This is a genomic window from Streptomyces sp. HPF1205 (assembly GCF_020400825.1).
Taxonomy (GTDB): domain Bacteria; phylum Actinomycetota; class Actinomycetes; order Streptomycetales; family Streptomycetaceae; genus Actinacidiphila.
This window is the reverse complement of record NZ_JAINVH010000022.1, coordinates 84,185-103,468: the sequence shown is the minus strand read 5'-3', so window position 1 is coordinate 103,468 and position 19,284 is coordinate 84,185. Positions and strand designations below refer to the sequence as shown.

The window sequence follows — 19,284 nt, the reverse complement described above, 5'->3', positions numbered from 1 at the left end:
GCTGGCACGCCGTCGAACCGGGCCTCGACATTTCGTGGGTGGACGTGGGCCAGGGCCCCGGCCGGAGCCGGGTGGTCGTGGCCGACCCCGAGGGCGACGAGTTCGACGTCGTGCGCACCCTGGCACCGCAGGAGGCCGGGACGTCGGTGACGCCGCCCGACGCAGGCAAGTCGTCAGCGCCTTCGCGCACGCTCAGCCGGCGCGGTCCGCCGGCTCCTCCACGGGTGTGAGATGGGCCAGGCACAGTGAGGGCTCGACGAACGGCTCCAGTCGGTCCACGCCCATGGGCGCGCGTACTTCCTGCAGGGCGCCGCGCATGAGTCCCAGGTGCAGGGAGCACACCACGTCGCGGTGTTCCTCGGCGACTTCCCTGAACGGGCAGTGGCGCAGGGGAAGGACCCTGTCCGGCCGGGCCGGGACGGAGCCGGGGGCGAAGCCGACGTCCGTGAGCACCTGGGTCAGCCGCCGGACGGCTTCGTCGGCGCCGATGCGCTGGGCCGGGGACGGGGTGTCGGCAAGGTAGCGGCCCCACGCCTCGCCGGCGGTGACCGCGGCCTGTGCCGGCTGGGGCAGCGCCTCGGCGACGAGGCCGGTGAGCATCTGGGCGAGCAGCTGGTAGCTGCGGCGGCCTGCCGGTACCGGGGAAGGGGCGGCGCGGTAGACGGCGCGGGGCCTGCCCGGCCGGCCGCCGCCCTCGGTACCGCGCTCGGCGAGCCCCTCCTTGACCAGCGTGTCGAGGTGGAAGCGGGCCGTGTTGGAGTGCAGGCCGGTCCGCTCGGCGATCTCCCGTACGCCCACGGCTTCGGGCGTGGCGCGCAGGACGTCGAGTACGCGGGCCCGGCTCTCGCTCACGGCGGGAGGCCCGGCCGGATCGTGCAACGGCTGCTCACTCATCTCGCCGATTTTACCCAGTGCGTTTCGTAGAAACGAGTGAAAAGCGCCGCCGGTCGGCCCTTCTCCCGCAGCATCCCCGTCGGATGCCAGTAATTATTACATGTACTATTCGTAGAAACCTGGTGCTGAACACCTCCGGGACGAGAGGGGAGTCGGGGCGATGACCTACGTGATCGCGCAGCCGTGTGTCGACGTGAAGGACAAGGCGTGCGTCGAGGAATGCCCGGTGGACTGCATCTACGAGGGACAGCGTTCGCTGTACATCCATCCGGACGAGTGCGTGGACTGCGGCGCGTGCGAGCCGGTCTGCCCGGTCGAGGCGATCTTCTACGAGGACGACGTACCGGACCAGTGGTCGCAGTACACCCCGGCGAACGCCGAGTTCTTCGACGTGCTGGGATCTCCCGGCGGCGCCGCCAAGCTCGGGCTGATCGAGCGTGACCATCCGGTCGTCGCCGCGCTTCCACCGCAGGGGGAGTGACGGCCCAGGAAGCCGCCACGGCGCGGAGACCGTTCCCCCACGCCCCATGACCCGCATCCCGCACTCCGTATCCCGCATGCCGAGGCGTTCGCGGACCGGCTCGCGTCCTGGCCGCCCGCCTGAACCGTCATACCCGGCCGTACCGGGCACGTAAGCACGTACGGGCACGTACGGCCATGAGCTCGGGTCAGTAGCGGACGCCGATGCGGCGCCAGCGGCGTCCGCTGGTGCCGGGTTCGGTGGGGTGGGCGGCGGTGCGGGAGCGGTACAGGACGTACGGACGCCACAGGTACCACAGCGGGATGCTCCAGGCGTGGACCAGGCGGGTGAAGGGCCACACCGCGAGGATGGCCCAGGCCGCGGTCGCATGGACCTGGTAGATCAGCGGGGCGTGCGCGATGGCGGTCACGTCCGGGCTGCCGGCGAACAGCCCGCGGAACCACAGCGCCACGCTCCGGCGGTAGTCGTAGCCGCCGCCGAAGAGGTTGATGCCCATGGTCGGAAGGATGCCGAGGACGATGACGACGGCGAGCAGGACGAGGGCGATCCAGTCGACGGGGCTGGTGGTGGCGCGGACCTTGGGCACGGTGGTGCGGCGGAAGGCGAGGACTGCCACGCCGAAGGCGACGGCGAGTGCCGCGAGGGTGCCGCCGACGGCGGAGAACCAGCGGTAGGTGTCCTCGGGGATGCCCAGCCGGCGGGTGAACGACTCGGGGACGAGGATGCCCAGGACGTGCCCGGCGATGGCGGCGAAGGTGCCGTAGTGGAAGAGCGGCCCACCCCATTTCAGCAGGCGGCGCTCCTGGAGCTGGGTGGAGCGGCTGGTCCAGCCGAACTGGTCGTAGCGCCAGCGCCAGACGTGGCCGACCACGAAGGTGGCCAGGGCGAGGTAGGGCAGGATGACCCACCACCACAGGTCCCAGGAACTCACCGTCCCTCCTTCGCGCTCAGGAACGCCTCACCCACCGGGCCCGCGCTGGGCGTGGGGTCTCCCGGCGGGGCGAACGGCTCGCGGCCGGTCCGCTCGGGCGGACGTCCGGTCTGCTCGGGCGGGCCGAAGGGCTCCAGCCCGACGTCTTCGCCCGGCGGCCCCTCGGCGGCCAGCCGCTGCCAGGCGTCGCGTTCGCGGCGGGCCGGCTCGGGCAGCCGGCCGCAGAGCGTGTCCAGGACGCCGGCGTAGGGACTGGAGCGTTCGTGGAGCGCCTGGCGGAGGAGTTCGAGTCCGGCCCGGCACCGCAGCAGGACCCGGTGGCCCGCTTCGGGCGCGAGTGCGGCGAATTCGAGCACCAGCGGCAGGAAGTCGGGCAGCTCCGCCTCGGGTGGTTCGTGGCCCGCGTGCCGGTAGGCGTGTTTGAGGGCGAGCAGGGCCATGCCGCGGGCGCGGGTGTCGCCGTGCCGGTAGTAGGTCAGGTGCAGGCTGCGGCGCCGGGTGTGGTCGAAGGTCTCCACGTAACTCCGGGCGGCCTCGGTGGGGGTCAGGCACCGCAGGTGGTCGCAGGCGGCGACGAGCAGGTTTCGGTCGGCCGGGTCGGCGACGGCGGGGAGCGCGGCGGCGATGTCGTCGAGGCAGGCGAGCATCGGCTCGTCCGGGTAGCGCAGGAGGACCGAGGCGATGCGGTGCACCAGGGGCGTGTCGGCCGCCGGGCGGCGGGCTCGGCGGGGGATCACCGGCCGCTCCCCTCGCCGAAGAGGCCGGGGGCCGGGCCGCTGCCGTTCCAGCCGAGGAGGTTGAAACGCACCGTGCCGTCGCCGTCGCGGAACCGGCTGCCGCCGCCCGGCGGGTTCAGGCCCGGCAGGGGCGGGGCGGGCCGGTCCGCGTCACGGGCGGCGGGATCGGCCGCCCCGCCGAGGTGGTCGAGGGAACAGTGCTGGGCCATGAGGGCGCCGGAGTCCTCGGCGTGCACCCGGGGGATGACGTAGCGGTCGTCGTACTTGGCGATGGCCAGCAGCCGGTACAGGTCCTCGATGTCCTGCGCACTGGCGCCGACCTGGCCGAGGAGGTCCTGGTCGGGCGGGTCGCCGAGCTGCCGGGCGCGCATGTGGGCACGCATCGCCGTCAGTTTGCGCAGCACACCCTCCACCACGGTGGTCTCCCCGGCGGTGAACAGGTTCGCCAGGTACTCCACGGGGATGCGCAGGGCGTCGATGGCGGCGAACACGCGGTCGGGGTCGTCGTCGTGGTAGCCGGTGGCGTGCACCGCGTCCGTGACCGGGGAGAGCGGCGGGACGTACCAGACCATGGGCATGGTGCGGTATTCCGGGTGCAGCGGCAGCGCCACCCGGTGCTTCTTGATCAGCGCGTACACCGGGGAGCGGCGGGCGGCCCGCATCCAGTCGTGGGCGATGCCGTCACGTTCCGCCGCGGCCGCCACGTCCGGGTCGTGCGGGTCGAGGAAGACCGACAGCTGCGCCTCGTACAGGTCCTTGTCGTCCCTGACGGAGGCGGCGTCCAGGACGGCGTCGGCGTCGTAGAGCATGACGCCGAGGTGGCGCAGCCGGCCCACGCAGGTCTCCGAGCAGATGGTCGGCTGTCCGGCCTCGACGCGCGGGTAGCAGAAGGTGCACTTCTCGGCCTTGCCGGTGCGGTGGTTGAAGTAGACCTTCTTGTACGGGCAGCCGGAGACGCAGAACCGCCAGCCGCGGCAGCGGTCCTGGTCGACCAGCACGATGCCGTCCTCCTCCCGCTTGTACATCGCCCCCGACGGGCAGGAGGCGACGCAGGAGGGGTTGAGGCAGTGTTCGCAGATCCGCGGCAGGTAGAACATGAACGCGTGCTCGAAGTCCATCCGCACCCGCTCCGACATGCCCTCCAGGTTCGGATCGGCGGCCGCGTACTCGGCGGCCCCGGCGAGGTCGTCGTCCCAGTTGGGCCCGCGTGCGGGGCGCATGTCGCGGCCGGTGAGCCGGGACGTGGGGCGGGCGCTGGTGAAGCTGTCGGACAGGGGCGCGGTGGTCAGGCTCCGGTAGTCGTACGTCCACGGCTCGTAGAAGTCGTCGAGCGAGGGCAGGTCGGGGTTGTAGAAGATGGTCGCCAGCTTGCGCAGCCGGCCACCGGCCCTCAACGTCAGCCTCCCACGGCGGTTCAGGGCCCAGCCGCCCTTCCACTTCTCCTGGTCCTCGTAGCGGCGGGGGTAGCCGGTACCCGGCTTGGTCTCGACGTTGTTGAACCACACGTACTCCGATCCGGGCCGGTTGGTCCACGTCTGCTTGCAGGTCACCGAGCAGGTGTGGCAGCCGATGCACTTGTCGAGGTTCATCACCATCGCCACCTGCGCCATGACCCTCATCGGAAGTCCACCTCCTGGTCGCGGCGGCGGATGACGGTGATCTCGTCGCGCTGGTTGCCGGTGGGGCCGATGTAGTTGAAGGCGTACGAGAACTGGGCGTAGCCGCCGATCAGATGGGTGGGCTTGATCATCAGCCGGGTGAGGGAGTTGTCGCCGCCCCCGTGCAGACCGGAGGTCTCCGTCCTCGGTACGTTCAGGTGCCGGTCCATGGTGTGGTACATGAACACCGTTCCGGTCGGCATCCGGTGGGTGACGACGGCGCGGCAGGCGACCACGCCGTTGCGGTTGTACGCCTCGATCCACTCGTTGTCGGCCACGCCGATCGTCTCCGCGTCCTTCGGGCTCATCCAGATCACCGGCCCGCCGCGGAAGAGGGTGAGCATGTGCAGGTTCTCCTGGTACTCGGAGTGGATCGACCACTTCGAGTGCGGAGTCAGGTAGCGCACCACGAGCTCCGTGCGGCCGTCCGGTGCGCGGGTCGGGTCGCCGAAGTGCGCGAGCATGTTCAGCGGCGGCCGGTACACGGGAAGCTGCTCGCCGAACTCGGCCATCCAGTCGTGGTCCAGGAAGAAGTGCTGGCGGCCGGTGAGGGTGTGCCAGGGTTTGAGGCGTTCGACGTTGACGGTGAACGGGGAGTAGCGGCGCCCGCCGGACTCGGTGCCCGACCACTCCGCCGAGGTGATCACCGCGCGCGGCTGGGCGCGGGTGTCCTCGAAGGTGATCCTGTCCCCCGAGCGCTCCTCGGCCAGGTCCACCAGGTCCACGCCGGTCCGCTCCTCCAGCGCGCGCAGCGACGCGACCGCCAGCCGGCCGTTGGTGGTGCCGGACAGGGCCAGGATCGCCTCGCAGAACTGGTCGTCGCGGGCGATCGAGGGCCGCCCGTCGGCGACGCCGCCGCGCACGGCGCCGTTGCGGCGGCGCAAGTCCTCGATCTCCTGCCCGGGCCGCCACGTCAGGCCCTTGGTGGAGGTGCCCAGCGTGTCCAGCAGCGGACCCACCGCGGCCATCTTCTCGGCCACCTCGGTGTAGTCGCGCTCCACCACGATCAGCTTCGGCATCGTCCGGCCCGGTACCGGCTCGCACTCTCCCGCCTTCCAGTCCCGCACGCGTCCGTGCGGCTGGGCCAGTTCGTCCGGGGTGTCGTGCGCGAGCGGAGCGGCGATCACGTCCCGGCGCACCCCGAGGTGGGTCCCGGCCAGCCGGGAGAACTCGGCGGCGAGGGTGTGGAAGACGTCGAAGTCGGTACGCGCCTGCCACGGCGGTGCGATGGCCGGGCTGAAGGCGTGCACGAACGGGTGCATGTCGGTGGACGACAGGTCGTACTTCTCGTACCAGGTCGCCGCGGGCAGCACCACGTCGGAGAACAGGCAGGTGCTGGTCATCCGGAAGTCGACCGCCACCGACAGGTCGAGCTTGCCGACCGGGGCCGGCTCCCGCCAGACCACCTCGGCCGGGCGCAGGCCGGGCGGGGTCTCGGCGGCGGTCACCGCGTCGTCGGTACCCAGCAGGTGCCGCAGCATGTACTCGTGGCCCTTCATCGACGACGCGAACAGGTTCGCCCGCCAGACCAGCAGCACGCGGGGGAAGTTGGCCGGGTTGTCCGGGTCCTCGGCGGCGAACCGCAACCTGCCGGCCTTCAACTCCCCGACGACGTAATCCGGTACGTCCGTGCCGGCCAGTTCGGCCTCGTCGCACAGGTCCAGCGGGTTGCGGTCGAACGCCGGGTGGGAGGGCATCCAGCCCAGCCGGGCGGCCAGGGCGTTGCAGTCGGGCAGGGTGCGCCCGGCCAGCCGGCCCTGCCCGAGCGGGCCGGCCAGCGCGTCGGCGGAGAACGCCTCGTAGCGCCACTGGCCGGTGGCCAGCCAGAACAGCGGCGTGCCCACCATGTGCCGGGTGGGCCGCTGCCAGTCCAGGCCGAACGCGAGATGGAACCAGCCGGTCAGCGGGCGCACCTTCTCCTGCCCTACGTAGTGCGCCCAGCCGCCGCCGTTGACGCCCTGGCTGCCGGTGAGCATCACCAGCGACAGGAACGCGCGGTAGATCTGGTCGGAGTGGAACCAGTGGTTCGTGCCCGCCCCCATCGCGATCATCGAACGGCCGCCGGTGCGCTCGGCGTTGCGGGCGAACTCGCGCGCCACGCGGGCCGCCGCGCGGGCCGGCACCGAGGTGATCGCCTCCTGCCAGGCCGGGGTGTACGGGGCCGCCGCGTCGTCGTAACCGCTCGGCCACCGTCCGGGCAGGCCCTCGCGGGCCACCCCGTACTGGGCGAGCACCAGGTCGAAGACGGTGGTCACCAGGTGACCGCCGACCCGCGCCGCCGGCACACCGCGCCGCAGCACCCCGCCGGACTCACCGGGCCCCGTGTCGAAGCGCGGCAGGTCGACGGCCACCGCCTCGCCGCCCGGCCGCCCGTACAGGGACAGCAGCGGATCCGCGCCCTCCAGCCGCAGGTTCCACCGGGGGCCACCGTCCTGCGACGTCCAGCGAAAACCCAGTGACCCGTTCGGAACCACCGGCTCTCCCGTACGGGCATCAAGCAGCACCGTCTTGAACTCGGCCGCCTCCTCCTCACCACCCCGGCCGGGAAGGTCGGCGGCGCTGAGGAACTTCTCCGGCACGAACCCGCCACCCTCGCGCCCGCGCAGCCGCACGAGGAACGGCAGGTCGGTGTACGTCTTGGCGTACTCGGTGAAGTACGGCACCTGCCGGTCGCGGTGGAACTCGGTGAGGATCACGTGCCCCATCGCCATCGCCAGCGCGCCGTCCGTGCCGGGAGCCGCCGCGAGCCAGTCGTCGGCGAACTTGGTGTGGTCGCCGTAGTCCGGGGAGACCACCACGACCTTCTGGCCCCGGTAGCGGGCCTCGGTCATGAAGTGCGCGTCCGGTGTGCGGGTGATGGGCAGGTTGGTGCCCCACACGACGAGGTAGCCGGCGTTCCACCAGTCGGCGGACTCCGGCACGTCCGTCTGGTCGCCGAACACCTGCGGCGACGCCATCGGCAGGTCGGCGTACCAGTCGTAGAAGGACGAGATCGTGCCGCCGATCAGCGACAGGTACCGCGTCCCGGCCGCGTAGGACACCATCGACATCGCCGGGATCGGCGAGAAACCCACGATCCGGTCCGGGCCGTACCGTTTCACGGTGTGCACCTGCGCCGCCGCCACCAGCTCGGTCACCTCGCGCCAGCCGCAGCGGACGAACCCGCCCTTGCCCCGGACCCGCTTGTAGGCCGCGCACCGCCGCGGGTCCGCGGTCAGCCACTCCCACGCCTCGACCGGATCCGCGTGCCGCGCCCTGGCCCGCCGCCACAGGTCCAGCAGCGGGGCGCGCACGTACGGGTAGCGGATGCGGGTGGGCGAGTAGGTGTACCAGGAGAACGAGGCGCCGCGCGGGCAGCCCCGCGGCTCGTACTCCGGGGAATCCGGGCCGACCGAGGGGTAGTCGGTCGCCTGTGTCTCCCAGGTGATCAGGCCGTCCTTGACGAACACCCGCCACGAGCACGAGCCCGTGCAGTTCACCCCGTGCGTGGAGCGCACCTCCCGGTCGTGGCGCCACCGTTCCCGGTAGAACTCCTCCGCCGCCCGGCCGCCCTCCCGGTACAGGGTCCGCCGGTCGGGTGACTGCGTGCCGGGGAAGAAGTACTGCGCCGTACGCATCAGCCGCTCCGCCGCGGCATCGGCCCGGTCGGTGCTCACACCATTCGCCTCCTCGGATGCCGCGGCCGCCCGCTCGCGCGTTGTGCGCCCCGACGCCTCGCGTGACCGGTCCCGGGGGCGGTGGCCACCATGCTCCGCCGACGGCCGCGCCGATCCGGGCAGACACTCCGTCAGCACCGGCCGCACCACCTCCTCGGGCCGGTACCGGTGTGTACGGCCCGCCACGCGCTGCGCGGCCTCGCCGAGCGGGCCGCCAGTCGGCGACAGGCACGTGCCATGGCGACAGTCCGTCCGCCGGTACGGGCCGGCGGACGGCCTGTGGTGTCGGGGCGCCGCCGGACGCGCCTCGGCCCGCGGCGTGGCGGACCGCGGGCCTGGGCTCCTCCGGCGCCCGTCACGGTCCGCGTCACCGGTCCCGGACGACCCCGTTCCCGCCGGGCTGGACGGGCCGCAGGTGGGAGTCGTCGAACCGCGCGGTCAGGAGGTTGTGCACGCCCACCACGCCGTCCATGTGCTCCGTCATCCGCCCGGCGATGTGGACCTCGCTCTCGCGGTCCACTCTGCCCTCCAGCGTCACGACGCCGTCCTTGACGCGGACCCCCACTTCCTGCGGCATGAGCCACAGCGAGCGGACCAGGACCTCGTCGATGACTTCCTTGCGGATGTCCTCGTCGGAACGCAGGAAGACGCGCAGCAGGTCCCGGCGTGTGGCGATGCCGACGAGGCGGCCCTCACCGTCCACGACGGGCAGCCGCTCGATGCGGCGGGTTGTCATGGTGCGTGCCGCGCGGGCGACGGACTCGTCGGCCCGCACGGTGACCGCCGGGGCGGACATCAGCTCGCCCGCGGTCAGCGCCGCCGCTTTCCGTCCGGCGGCGCGGGCCGCGCGGGAACGCCACAGCCGGCGGCGCGGCTCCTGGACGTCCGCCAGCGCCTGGCGCTGCAGCAGATCGCTCTCCGAGACGACGCCGACGACCCTGTCGTCCGCGTCCACCACCGGCAGGCCGCTGACGCGGTGCCTGCCCAGCAGTCCTGCGACTTCCTTGAACGGTGTCTGCGGGCGGACGCTGACGACCTGTTCGGTCATCACCTGCCCGATCCTGCGGTGCTTCATGGTGTGCTCCCGGTGGTGTGGTCGGTGGGTGGCCGGCGCGGCCCGTCGACGCGGGCCGCGCCGGCGAACCCGCTGGTGGATACGGTTCAGCTCCGCGCCGGGCTCCGCTCGGCCTGCTCGACAGCCGCCCGTCCGGCCTCCAGGCGTGCCACGGGGACCCGGAAGGGGGAGCAGGAGACGTAGTCCAGGCCGGCGGCGTGGAAGAAGTGCACGGAGTCCGGGTCGCCGCCGTGCTCGCCGCAGACCCCGGTCTTCAGGCCGGGACGGGCGGCGCGGCCCTCGGTGACCGCCAGCCGCACCAGACGTCCGACGCCTTCGCGGTCGAGGGTCTCGAAGGGGGAGCTTTCGAAGATGTGCTGGTCGAGGTACTGGGTGAAGAAGGCGGCCTCGACGTCGTCGCGGGACAAGCCCCACACCGTCTGGGTCAAGTCGGGGTCGGTCAGCGGCATCGTGTTGCGCACTCCGGAGACCACGTCCTCGCCCCGCGCGTCGGGCAGGTAGTCCCCGTACACACCGGGGCGTCCGGTGGCCGGGTCGCGGGTGAAGGCGACACCGCTGCCGGAGTCGTCGCCGAGGTTGCCGTCGCCCATGGCCTGGACGGTGACCGCGGTGCCCAGGTCGTCGGGGATGTGCTCGCGCCTGCGGTACAGGCGGGCGCGTCCAGCCCGGCCAGGTGGCCGGCCATCTCCTCGGCGAGGCCGACCGGTTCCCGGCCGTCGGCGAGGTAGGCGCGGCAGGCGTCGGTGGTGATGACGAAGCCGGGGGGCACCGGCAGGCCCAGGCCCGTCATCTCGGCCAGATTGGCGCCCTTGCCGCCGAGCAGGGCTGCCATGCCTCGGCTGCCCTCGGCGAACTCGTACACGTACTTCGGCATGACGTCCGTCCTCTCCCCTCCCGCCGTACGGGAGGTCACATCTCGAAGGCCACGCGGGCCCTGACCCGGCCGGCCGGAACAGACGCCGGGCGGCGCCCGCGGTGTCTGCCGGCCGGCGGCCGTCCGCTGCCCCGCCGCCCCGGCGTCGTCACGGTCCGCGTGCGCACCACCACGAACCGCTCCGGTGCTCCGGCCCCGGGGTTTCCGCGTCCGCCTGGCGGCAAGCCGTGCCCCGAGGAAGGGAGACACCATGCCCTCTCAGTTCGACGGCGCGAACCTGACCGCCGAGGAGGTCGCAAGCGAGCAGCTGGCCGGGCGGGAACGGGCTCAGCGCATCGTCGTCGGCGTCGACGGTTCCTTCGGCTCCAGCACCGCCGTGACCTGGGCGGCCGCGCAGGCGCGCGAGCGCGGCGCGGTCCTGGACCTGGTGGCGGTCTGGGAGGAACTCGCCGCCCGGCCGCCGGGCGCCGCCGCCGACGGCCACCTGGCGGTCGCCCGTGAACGCCTGGAGCGGGCCGTCCAGGCGCTGGCCCGCCACCGCGAACTGCCCGAGCGGGTGATCAGCGCCCCGGTGCAGGGGTCGCCGGGCGAGCAGTTGGTGGCCCGCGCCGAAGGGGCGTCGCTGCTGGTCCTGGGCACCACCGGCATCAGCTCACCGGAGATCCCCGGCGGCATCGGCCTGTACTGCCTGCGGCACAGCACCACACCCGTCGTGTTCGTACCCCTTCCGCCCGAGCCCTGACGAGCCCGCGGTGCCGCCCGCCGTACGCGGCGGCCGACCGCGGGCCCCGCGGCACCCGGCGAGCGCCTGCCCCCGCCCGCCGGATGCCGCGAGGCGGTCACAACAACGGCCCCACCCGCGGCGGCCCCGCCGGGCGCCGGGGTGCCTGGTCGAGGTCCCAGCGAACGTCGACCACGCCCTCGACGGCGCGCACCAGCCGGGCCGCCACCGGTATACGGGCGGTGTCCGCGACGTGACCGCGGAGGACGACGGTGCCCTCGGCGACGTGGACGCGGACGGTGGGGGGCTCGCCGGGGAAGACGTGGGCGACGATCTCCCGGCGCACCTCCTCGGCGATGTCCTCGTCCTCGCGCAGGAAGACCTTCAGCAGGTCGGCGCGGCTGACGACGCCGCGCAGCCGCCCGGCCCCGTCCACCACCGGCAGCCGTTTCACACCGGCCCTGGCCAGGACGCGGGCGGCCTGGGACAAGGTGGCGTCCTCCTCGATGGTGACCGCGGGGGCGGTCATCAGGTCCCCGGCGACCGCCGAGCCGGCCTTGAGTACGTCCTCCAGGCGGCGCAACTGGGTCAGGCGGCTGGGCTCGCTGTCCCGGAACTCCTCCTTCGGCAGCAGATCGGCCTCGGAGACGACGCCGACGACCCGGCCGTCGGCCTCCACGACGGGCACCGCGCCGACCTTCCGCCGTTGCAGGATGCGGACGATCTCCTTGAACGGTGCGGTGCGGTCCACGGTGGCGGTGTCGGCGGTCATGACGTCGCGGACGATGTGCGGACTGCCGGTCATGGCAGGGCCCTCCTTGCGGACGAAGTGAGCGGGGGCGGTCGGGTGCCCGGCCGCCGTTCAGCAGGCGCGCAGGCCGTGGGCCCGGAACTGCTCGCGGACGCGCTCGGTCAGCGCCGGATCGGGTACGGGGGTGTCGCGGAGCGGGAAGCGGACGCCGAGCTCCTCGTACTTGCGGGCGCCCAGCTTGTGGAAGGGGAGGACGTCGACCTGCTCGACGTTGGACAGGCCCCCGGCGAAGGCGGCCAGGCCGTCGACGCCCTCCTCGTCGTCGGTCCACCCGGGTACGAGGACGTAGCGGACGCGGACGGGCACGCCGAGACGGTCCAGGCGGGTGGCGAAGGCCAGGGTGGGGGACAGGGGGGCGCCGGTGAGCCGGCGGTAGCGGGAGGCGTCGAAGTGCTTGATGTCCAGCAGGACCAGCGAGGTGTCGGCGAGCATGGCGTCGGTGGCGCGCGCCCCGAGGTAGCCGGAGGTGTCCAGCGCGGTGTGCAGGCCCAGGTCACGGCAGCCGCGCAGCAGCCGGGCGGTGAAGGCGGCCTGCAGCAGCGGTTCGCCGCCGGTGAGGGTGACGCCGCCGCCGGCGGCCTTGAGGAAGCCGGCGTAGGAGGCGATCCGGGCCAGCGTGTCGTCGGCCGTGACGGTCCGCCCGTCGCGCATGTGCCAGGTGTCGGGGTTGGCGCAGTACAGGCAGCGCAGCGGGCAGCCGCTGAGGAACAGCGCGAACCGCGTCCCGGGCCCGTCCACGCCGGTGGACAGGTCCCAGGAGTGGATCCGGCCGGTGGCGCCCGCGGCCGCGGCGGGCCTCCCGGCCCCGGCACCGGACCGCCCGGGGACGGCCGTGGGGTTGTCCCCGGCGGGGCCCCCGGCGTCGGTGCCGGGGGCGTGCGAGGCCGCTCGTGGGGGAGTGGGAGGTGTTCCGGTCATCGCCCGGTCACCGGCTTCCGTGGAAGGTGCGGCCGATCACGTCGAGCTGCTGCTCGCGGGTGAGCCGCACGAAGTTGACGGCGTAGCCCGAGACCCGGATGGTCAGGTCCGGGTACTTCTCCGGGTGGGCCATCGCGTCCTCAAGGGTGGCGCGGCTGAGCACGTTGACGTTGAGGTGGTAGCCGCCGGCGGTCATGTAGGCGTCGAGGAGCGCCGCCAGGTTGCCGGCCCGCTCGGCCGGGTCGTGGCCCAGCCCCTCGGGGGTGATCGTGGACGTCAGCGAGATGCCGTCGCGCGCCTTGTCGTACGGGATCTTCGCCACCGACAGGGCCGAGGCGGCCATGCCGTGCCGGTCGCGGCCGTTCATCGGGTTGGCGCCGGGCGCGAACGGCTCCCCGGACCGGCGGCCGTCGGGGGTGTTGCCGGTGTGCTTGCCGTACACGACGTTGGAGGTGATCGTCAGCACCGACAGGGTGTGCTCGGCGCCCCGATAGGCCGGGTGCCGGGCGATCTTCGCCATGAACGACTCGACCAGGCCGGCGGCGATGGCGTCGGCGCGGTCGTCGTTGTTGCCGTAGGCGGGCCAGTCGCCCTCGGGCACGTAGTCGACGGCCAGGCCGGTGCCGTCGCGGACCACCCTCACCCGGCCGTACTTCACGGCCGACAGGCTGTCGGCGGCGACCGACAGGCCGGCGACGCCGCAGGCCAGGAATCGGTGCACGGGGTGGTCGTGCAGGGCCATCTCCAGGCGTTCGTAGGCGTACTTGTCGTGCATGCAGTGGATGACGTTGAGGGCGTCCACGTACGTGGCGGCCAGCCAGTCCAGCACCCGGTCGTAGGCCGCGGACAGTTCCCCGTAGTCCAGGTACTCGCCGGTCAGCGGCTCGGTGGGCGGGGCGATCTGTTCGCCGGTCATCTCGTCGCGGCCGCCGTTGACGGCGTACAGCAGGGCCTTGGCGAGGTTGACGCGGGCGCCGAAGAACTGCATCTGCTTCCCGACCGCCATCGCGGACACGCAGCAGGCGATCGCGGTGTCGTCGCCGGTGCGCGGGCGCAGCAGGTCGTCGGACTCGTACTGGATGGAGCTGGTGTCCACGGAGACCTGCGCGCAGAAGCGCTTGAAGCCCTCGGGCAGGCGCGGGGACCACAGCACGGTCAGGTTCGGCTCGGGGGCCGGGCCGAGGTTGTACAGGGTCTGCAGGAAGCGGAAGGAGGTGCGGGTGACCAGGGTGCGGCCGTCCGAGCCGATGCCGCCGATGGACTCGGTGACCCAGGTGGGGTCGCCGGAGAACAGGGCGTCGTACTCGGGGGTGCGCAGGAACCGCACGATCCGCAGCTTGATCACGAAGTCGTCGATCAGCTCCTGCGCGCGGGTCTCGTCGATGACGCCCGCCCGCAGATCGCGCTGGAGGTAGACGTCGAGGAAGGTGGAGGTGCGGCCCAGCGACATCGCGGCGCCGTTCTGCTCCTTCACCGCGCCCAGGTACGCCAGGTACAGCCACTGCACCGCCTCGTGCGCGCCGGCCGCGGGACGGGAGACGTCGCAGCCGTACGAGGCGGCCATCGCGGTCAGCTCGCCCAGCGCCCGGATCTGCTCGGCGAGTTCCTCGCGGTCGCGGATCACGTCCTCGGTCGAAGGCCGTTCGTCGAGCAGCGCCCGCTCGGCCCGCTTGGCCTCGATCAGCCGGTCGGTCCCGTACAGCGCGACCCGCCGGTAGTCGCCGATGATCCGGCCGCGCCCGTAGGCGTCGGGCAGACCGGTGATGATGCCGGCCTTGCGGGCCCGCCGCATTTGCGGGGTGTAGGCGTCGAAGACCCCGTCGTTGTGGGTCTTGCGGTACTTCCCGAACACCTCGGTGACGAACGGGTCGGGCTCGTAGCCGTACGCCCGCAACGAGTTCTCCACCATCCGCAGGCCGCCGTTCGGCATGATCGCCCGCTTCAGCGGCGCGTCCGTCTGCAGGCCGACGATCAGCTCGCGGTCGCGGTCGATGAAGCCGGGCGCGTGCGAGGTGATCGTGGACGGGGTGGCCGGGTCGACGTCGAGGATCCCGCGCCGCCGCTCCTCGGGGAAGAGCGCGGCGACCTTCTCCCACACCGCGCGGGTCCTCCTCGTCGGGCCGGCCAGGAAGCCCGCGTCGCCCTCGTACGGGGTGTGGTTCGCCCGGACGAAGTCCGGCACGTCGACGCGCTCGCGCCACGCCGTACCGCCGAATCCGTGCCAGGCGCCGGGGTCGATGTCCTCGGCGGGCCGCGTCATCACGGTCATCGCAACTCCTCTCCGCGCTCTCGCGCTTGTCCCGTGCCCGCGGGCGGTACGTTCCGCCCTCGTCTTCGATCCTGAACCCGAACTCCGCTGCCGAGCAGGGCCGTTGGTCCCTGACCCGGGCTCCGGCCGGCCCCGGGTCCGCCGGGCTCACGGGGCCGGCCGTTCGCTCCGGTACCGCCGTGCGGAGCCCTGTGCGGAACAGGGAGCGGCCATGCCCCGGCCGGTGACCGCTCGGGGCCGGCCCCCGGCTCGGACATCCTGTGCCTCGTCGACGTCCAGCACGTCGCGGGCCGGGCGCCGGGGGGTGGCCGGGCCGTCGGGGCCGTGGCCGAACCGGATCAGCATCTGCACGTGACGGCGGCCGGTCCGCGGGTCGCGCAGCGCCCAGCGCAGGTCGGGCCACTCCACGGCCTGGCTGAACAGCGAGGTGCGCACGTGGTGGGCGGTGGCGACCAGCAGGGCGTGCTGCAGCCCCTGCCCGGCGCGCAGCCAGTCGGCGCGGGTGTCGTGCGCGGTGGCCAGCACGCCGATGACAGGCCGGCGTTCGAAGGCGGCAGAGCGCGGGCGGCTCGCGGAATGGATACCGGCGAAGTCGCGGACCGGCAGGCGGCCCATGGCGTCGTAGGGTCCCAGCGCGGCGCCGGGAAGGCCGTCCGGGGCGCCCTCGCGCACCCAATCGCGGGTCTCGGCGCTGCGGGCCGGGTCGGCGGCGCTGTGGTGCTCGGCCTCGGCGGTCAGGCGCATGATGCGGCTGACCTCCGTGGGGCCGGGGAAGGTCAGCAAGGCCCCCTCGGCGGTGGCCGCTTCGGCGATCTCCGCCAGCACCCGCGCCGGAACGGGCGGGCCGGTGAAGGGGAAGCGGCTGCTGTGCCGGCGCCACACCGCGTCGTACAGGTCGGGCCGGTGCAGGCGGCCGGCGGTGCGAGGTCCGGCCAGGCGCACCGTCGCCAGCAGCCCCGGCTCGGCGGGACGGGGCAGCAGCCTCACCACCGGGTGCCACCCGAAGTGGGTAGCGGCGACGCGCAGGTTGAACAGGGCGGCGCCGACGGAGACGTGCAGGCCGCGGGCGACGGGGTCGGTGTGCCGCAGACCGCGCTCGGGGGCGGCGCGCACCTCGACGGTAGTGGTGTCCGGGTCCAGCCGGTAGCGCCAGGGCTGGGTGTTGTGCTGGGAGGGTGCCGCGACGGCGGCGGAGATGAGCTTCTCCAGTGTCGCGGCGTCCAGGCTGGTGGTGGTGCGCACGGCCGCCTCCTCGGGTCGTCGTGCGCCCAGCGTGCGCCCGACTTGTTCGCGGCGATCAGGGGCCGAATGCCTCCGGCCCGGGGCCCGTGGACCGTGCGAACGGGGGCCGAACGGGCCGGGCCGGTGCCGTGGCCGGCACCCCGGCCCGGCACCGGCCGAGGTGGCCGCCACGGCCCGGCTGCCGACGATCGGCCGCAGCGCCCCCTCGTCGAAGGCCGGCCCGGTCGCGCACGGCCACTGTCGTCGGTGGTGCCGACTGGTCCTTCAGCGAGTACCCGTGATCGCCGTGCAGGCCGGCCCGGTCCGGGAATTGGGGGGTTTCCCCCATCGTGGGCGGGGACTGTCGCTGCGTAAGGTCGCAGTGACCGATCATCGTCCGACTCACTCCACACGGGGGAACTTCGTGCGACGCCTGCGGACGCGTCTCCTTGCAACTGTGGCTCTGGCCGCTCTCACCGTCGGCGGCCTCTCCGCGTGCTCGGTCCTGAACCAGAAGACCTTCGAGGACGATGCCACGGTGCCCCGGAAGATCACCTCGATCCGTCTCGACGCAAGGAACGGCGGGGTGAAGGTGGACGCCTCGGCGGACATCTCAACGACTTCCGTGCACCGCAAGGTCAACTACCGCGGTGACAAGCCGAGGGGCACCTCGTTCAGCGTCGAGGACGGCGTCCTGACGCTCTCCGGCTGCGGCAAGGACTGCGGCGTCGACTACGTCGTCAAGGTGCCCGCCGGTCTTGCGGTGACGGGAGGCACGTCCAACGGCAGCCTCACTTTGAGCGATGTCGGCGTGGTCGACGTGCACACGAGCAACGGCGAGATCACGGTGAGCGGGGCGACGGGCACGGTGCGGCTGCGCACCACCAACGGCAGCGTCCACGTCGATGACGCCGAGGGCGGCGACATCGACGCGCAGACATCGAACGGCGAGGTGACGATCCGGACGGCCACCCCGCAGAACATCAAGGCCCGCACGACCAGCGGCAGCCTCACGGTCACGGCCCCGCCTGCCGACTACCGGATCTCAGCGAGCGACTCCCACGGCGACAAGAAGGTGGCCTTCAGGAACGACCCGTCGGGAAAGTACCGCTTGGATCTGTCGACGACGAACGGTGACTTGACCGTGGAATCAGCAGGCGGCCACTGACGTCGTCTCTGCGGAGCTTCGATCCGGCCCTTGTGGGCGAGGCGCAGGGCACGGGCACGGCTCTTGGATTGACGCGGCGGACAACACCCGGCGACCGATTCCGCACCTGCATGGACACGCTCAGGAGGCCGGGTAGGCTTCCGTCATGGGACTGGAGGACGATCTGAACAAGGCCCAGGCGGCTGCCCGAGGCTCGGAATCCGACATTCGCAGCGGCGTCGAGTCGACCTTCGAGACCGCCTCGCGGGTCTGGAACGACTTCCTCGCCTACTGCCGGGATTTCGCCACGCTGGCTCCCCGGCGCGGGATCCCACCGAAAACCGGAAAAGAAGTGGTGGGCCGGGGTCGCGACAGGTCACCCACCGGCCCGGGATTCGTGGACCGGTTCATCTCGCATCCCGGCGGGTGGATTATCAACCGAGGCCCCGGAACCACCCCCATGTTCTACATCACCACAGCGGGGGAGCTCTACATCGAAAATCGCCGATCGAAAACCGGATACTTTCCCACACGTGAAATCGTCACCTCCGGTTTCCGCCCGTGCCCCGCCTTTCCGGCGGCGAAACCGGATTACTCCCGTGCCGCCACGGACAGCACGGCATCATTGTGGATGCCGTGGAAATTCGAGTTCACCAGCAGAGCCCCCATGGGGTCTTCCGACGTGGTGAGGGAAGACATCAAGAAGCTGGGCGGCTGCCTGGTCCTGGACACTCCGTGGGACAAGACCTTCGCCAAGGACCACATCCTCGACGTACTGTCGTCGGCGCGCGGCTGAACACGCCACACGACCCGGGCCACTTGAACCGTCCAGCGGTCCCGTTCCCTGCTCCGCGGCCTGTCCTGCTCCCTCGGCCATGTCCATCGGGTCACCCGACCAACAGGCGGGATCGCCGGGTTGAGCCCCTTCGAAACGCCCGGTCGCAGCGGAGGGCGCCGAGGGCGCGGTTCCCGGTTCCCGGCGGGGTCACAGCGCCGTCGCGGTGCGCACGAGGGCGGCCACGGCGCGGGAGCGGCTGTGCGGTGGCCAGGCGATGACGGTGGTGACCTCCGGGGCGTCGAGAACCGGGACGGTGGTGTGCCCGCTGTGCAGTTGGACCCGGCTGGATTCCGGCAGGATCGCGCAGGCCCGGCCCAGGGCGATCAGCTGGAGCAGTTGCGTGTGGTCCCGGACCTGCAGGCCGGCACCCTCGGGGTAGGTGCCGTCGGGGGCCGGCCAGCGCGGGAGCGGTAGGCCGGGCAGCTCGGAGGTCTCGGCGAGCCGTACGTGCGGCCGGCCGGCCAGGGGGTGACCGGCCGGCAGGACCAGGACCTGCTTTTCCACGACGAGGTCCTCGGTGTCGAACCCGGCCGTCGAGTCGAACGGGCGGTGCAGCAGAGCCACGTCCGCCCGCCCGTCGCGCAGCAGCCCTTCCTGCTCGCCGGGCCCGCACAGCAGGACCTCCACGGCGGCCGCATCGGGCTCCGCGGCGTAGGCGTCGAGGAGTTTCGCCAGCAACTCGCCGGACGCACCGGCCTTCGAGACCAGGATCAGGCCGGCCTCGCCATCGGCGGCGAGAGAGGCGCGGCGCGTGCGCCGCTCGGCCGCCTCAACCGCGTCCAGCGCCGCCCGCCCCTCCCGCAGCAGTGTCGACCCGGCGTCGGTCAGGGTCACCGTGCGGTTGGTGCGTTCCAGCAGGGTCGCCCCGAGGCGCCGTTCGAGCTGGCGGATCGCCCGCGACAGCGGGGGCTGCGCGATCCCGAGCCGCTGTGCGGCCCGCCCGAAGTGCAGCTCTTCGGCGACGGCCACGAAGTACCGCAGTTCCCGCGTCTCCACACCCCCACGATACCCGGCCCCGGCCACAACTGATACCCGTGGGGTATCACTGCCCAC

The 19,284-nt window shown here is 72.6% G+C and carries 15 protein-coding genes and 3 pseudogenes; 5 read left to right on the top strand and 13 right to left on the bottom strand.

From position 1 onward, the window contains the following. Window positions 1–38: 38 nt before the first annotated feature. Window positions 39–128, top strand: a pseudogene (locus K7G61_RS23910) (VOC family protein); the annotation flags it as partial. Between the two features lie 64 nt (window positions 129–192). Here the strand turns inward: K7G61_RS23910 and K7G61_RS23905 are convergent. Next, window positions 193–894, bottom strand: coding sequence for a metalloregulator ArsR/SmtB family transcription factor (locus tag K7G61_RS23905; protein ID WP_225849006.1), 702 nt, complete (start codon window positions 892–894; stop codon window positions 193–195). Between the two features lie 160 nt (window positions 895–1,054). On the opposite strand from K7G61_RS23905, the gene fdxA reads away from it, so the two are divergent. Then, window positions 1,055–1,375, top strand: a complete 321-nt coding sequence (gene fdxA, locus K7G61_RS23900) for a ferredoxin (RefSeq protein ID WP_225849005.1) — start codon at window positions 1,055–1,057, stop codon at window positions 1,373–1,375. Between the two features lie 187 nt (window positions 1,376–1,562). Here fdxA and narI read toward each other — a convergent pair whose 3' ends face one another. The 7 genes and pseudogenes from narI to K7G61_RS37355 all read right to left on the bottom strand — a co-directional run. Further along, entirely contained in the window at window positions 1,563–2,306 is a 744-nt protein-coding gene (gene narI / locus K7G61_RS23895; protein ID WP_225849004.1) for a respiratory nitrate reductase subunit gamma, read from the bottom strand. Continuing rightward, window positions 2,303–3,043: a nitrate reductase molybdenum cofactor assembly chaperone gene (narJ, locus tag K7G61_RS23890; RefSeq protein ID WP_225849003.1), complete on the bottom strand. Its 741-nt coding sequence runs from the start codon at window positions 3,041–3,043 to the stop codon at window positions 2,303–2,305. Before narJ ends, narI begins: the two co-directional genes overlap by 4 nt. Next, a complete protein-coding gene (narH, locus tag K7G61_RS23885) occupies window positions 3,040–4,662 on the bottom strand; it encodes a nitrate reductase subunit beta (protein ID WP_225849002.1) in 1,623 nt (540 codons plus the stop codon). Before narH ends, narJ begins: the two co-directional genes overlap by 4 nt. Continuing rightward, entirely contained in the window at window positions 4,659–8,318 is a 3,660-nt protein-coding gene (locus K7G61_RS23880) for a nitrate reductase subunit alpha (RefSeq protein ID WP_225849035.1), read from the bottom strand. The genes narH and K7G61_RS23880 overlap by 4 nt, the downstream gene beginning before the upstream one ends. Before the next feature lie 406 nt (window positions 8,319–8,724). Beyond that, window positions 8,725–9,432, bottom strand: a complete 708-nt coding sequence (locus tag K7G61_RS23875) for a CBS domain-containing protein (protein ID WP_225849001.1) — start codon at window positions 9,430–9,432, stop codon at window positions 8,725–8,727. Window positions 9,433–9,518: 86 nt separating this feature from the next. After that, a pseudogene (locus K7G61_RS23870) lies at window positions 9,519–9,863 on the bottom strand (putative PEP-binding protein); the annotation flags it as partial. Between the two features lie 3 nt (window positions 9,864–9,866). Beyond that, window positions 9,867–10,306 (bottom strand): annotated as a pseudogene (locus K7G61_RS37355) (PEP/pyruvate-binding domain-containing protein); the annotation flags it as partial. Between the two features lie 250 nt (window positions 10,307–10,556). Between K7G61_RS37355 and K7G61_RS23855 the strand changes: the two are divergent. Beyond that, window positions 10,557–11,048, top strand: a complete 492-nt coding sequence (locus K7G61_RS23855; RefSeq protein WP_225849000.1) for a universal stress protein — start codon at window positions 10,557–10,559, stop codon at window positions 11,046–11,048. Between the two features lie 97 nt (window positions 11,049–11,145). Here K7G61_RS23855 and K7G61_RS23850 read toward each other — a convergent pair whose 3' ends face one another. From K7G61_RS23850 to K7G61_RS23835, 4 genes are all read right to left on the bottom strand, one after another. Then, window positions 11,146–11,832 (bottom strand): CBS domain-containing protein, encoded by a 687-nt coding sequence (locus K7G61_RS23850; RefSeq protein ID WP_225848999.1) that lies wholly within the window; start codon window positions 11,830–11,832, stop codon window positions 11,146–11,148. A 57-nt stretch (window positions 11,833–11,889) separates the two neighbouring features. Further along, on the bottom strand, window positions 11,890–12,756 hold the full coding sequence (gene pflA / locus K7G61_RS23845) for a pyruvate formate-lyase-activating protein (RefSeq protein ID WP_225848998.1): 867 nt from the start codon (window positions 12,754–12,756) through the stop codon (window positions 11,890–11,892). Window positions 12,757–12,763: 7 nt separating this feature from the next. Continuing rightward, window positions 12,764–15,025, bottom strand: a complete 2,262-nt coding sequence (gene pflB, locus K7G61_RS23840) for a formate C-acetyltransferase (RefSeq protein WP_225848997.1) — start codon at window positions 15,023–15,025, stop codon at window positions 12,764–12,766. 147 nt (window positions 15,026–15,172) lie between these two features. After that, window positions 15,173–16,267, bottom strand: coding sequence for a hypothetical protein (locus K7G61_RS23835; RefSeq protein WP_225848996.1), 1,095 nt, complete (start codon window positions 16,265–16,267; stop codon window positions 15,173–15,175). A 436-nt stretch (window positions 16,268–16,703) separates the two neighbouring features. Between K7G61_RS23835 and K7G61_RS23830 the strand changes: the two genes are divergently transcribed. Together K7G61_RS23830 and K7G61_RS23825 are read left to right on the top strand one after the other, a co-directional pair. Next, a complete protein-coding gene (locus tag K7G61_RS23830; protein WP_225848995.1) occupies window positions 16,704–17,414 on the top strand; it encodes a DUF4097 family beta strand repeat-containing protein in 711 nt (236 codons plus the stop codon). Window positions 17,415–17,559: 145 nt separating this feature from the next. Continuing rightward, entirely contained in the window at window positions 17,560–18,189 is a 630-nt protein-coding gene (locus K7G61_RS23825) for a hypothetical protein (protein WP_225848994.1), read from the top strand. 189 nt (window positions 18,190–18,378) lie between these two features. On the opposite strand, the gene K7G61_RS23820 is transcribed toward K7G61_RS23825, so the two are convergent. Further along, entirely contained in the window at window positions 18,379–19,227 is an 849-nt protein-coding gene (locus tag K7G61_RS23820) for a LysR family transcriptional regulator (protein ID WP_225848993.1), read from the bottom strand. Between the last annotated feature and the right edge of the window lie 57 nt (window positions 19,228–19,284).

Bases quoted from the DNA above. Each gene is read 5' to 3' on its own strand.
- K7G61_RS23905 (WP_225849006.1), bottom strand. From the start codon at position 894: ATGAGTGAGCAGCCGTTGCACGATCCGGCCGGGCCTCCCGCCGTGAGC.
- fdxA (WP_225849005.1), top strand. From the start codon at position 1,055: ATGACCTACGTGATCGCGCAGCCGTGTGTCGACGTGAAGGACAAGGCG.
- narH (WP_225849002.1), bottom strand. From the start codon at position 4,662: ATGAGGGTCATGGCGCAGGTGGCGATGGTGATGAACCTCGACAAGTGC.
- K7G61_RS23880 (WP_225849035.1), bottom strand. From the start codon at position 8,318: ATGCGTACGGCGCAGTACTTCTTCCCCGGCACGCAGTCACCCGACCGG.
- K7G61_RS23875 (WP_225849001.1), bottom strand. From the start codon at position 9,432: ATGAAGCACCGCAGGATCGGGCAGGTGATGACCGAACAGGTCGTCAGC.
- K7G61_RS23855 (WP_225849000.1), top strand. From the start codon at position 10,557: ATGCCCTCTCAGTTCGACGGCGCGAACCTGACCGCCGAGGAGGTCGCA.
- K7G61_RS23850 (WP_225848999.1), bottom strand. From the start codon at position 11,832: ATGACCGGCAGTCCGCACATCGTCCGCGACGTCATGACCGCCGACACC.
- pflA (WP_225848998.1), bottom strand. From the start codon at position 12,756: ATGACCGGAACACCTCCCACTCCCCCACGAGCGGCCTCGCACGCCCCC.
- pflB (WP_225848997.1), bottom strand. From the start codon at position 15,025: ATGACCGTGATGACGCGGCCCGCCGAGGACATCGACCCCGGCGCCTGG.
- K7G61_RS23825 (WP_225848994.1), top strand. From the start codon at position 17,560: ATGGGACTGGAGGACGATCTGAACAAGGCCCAGGCGGCTGCCCGAGGC.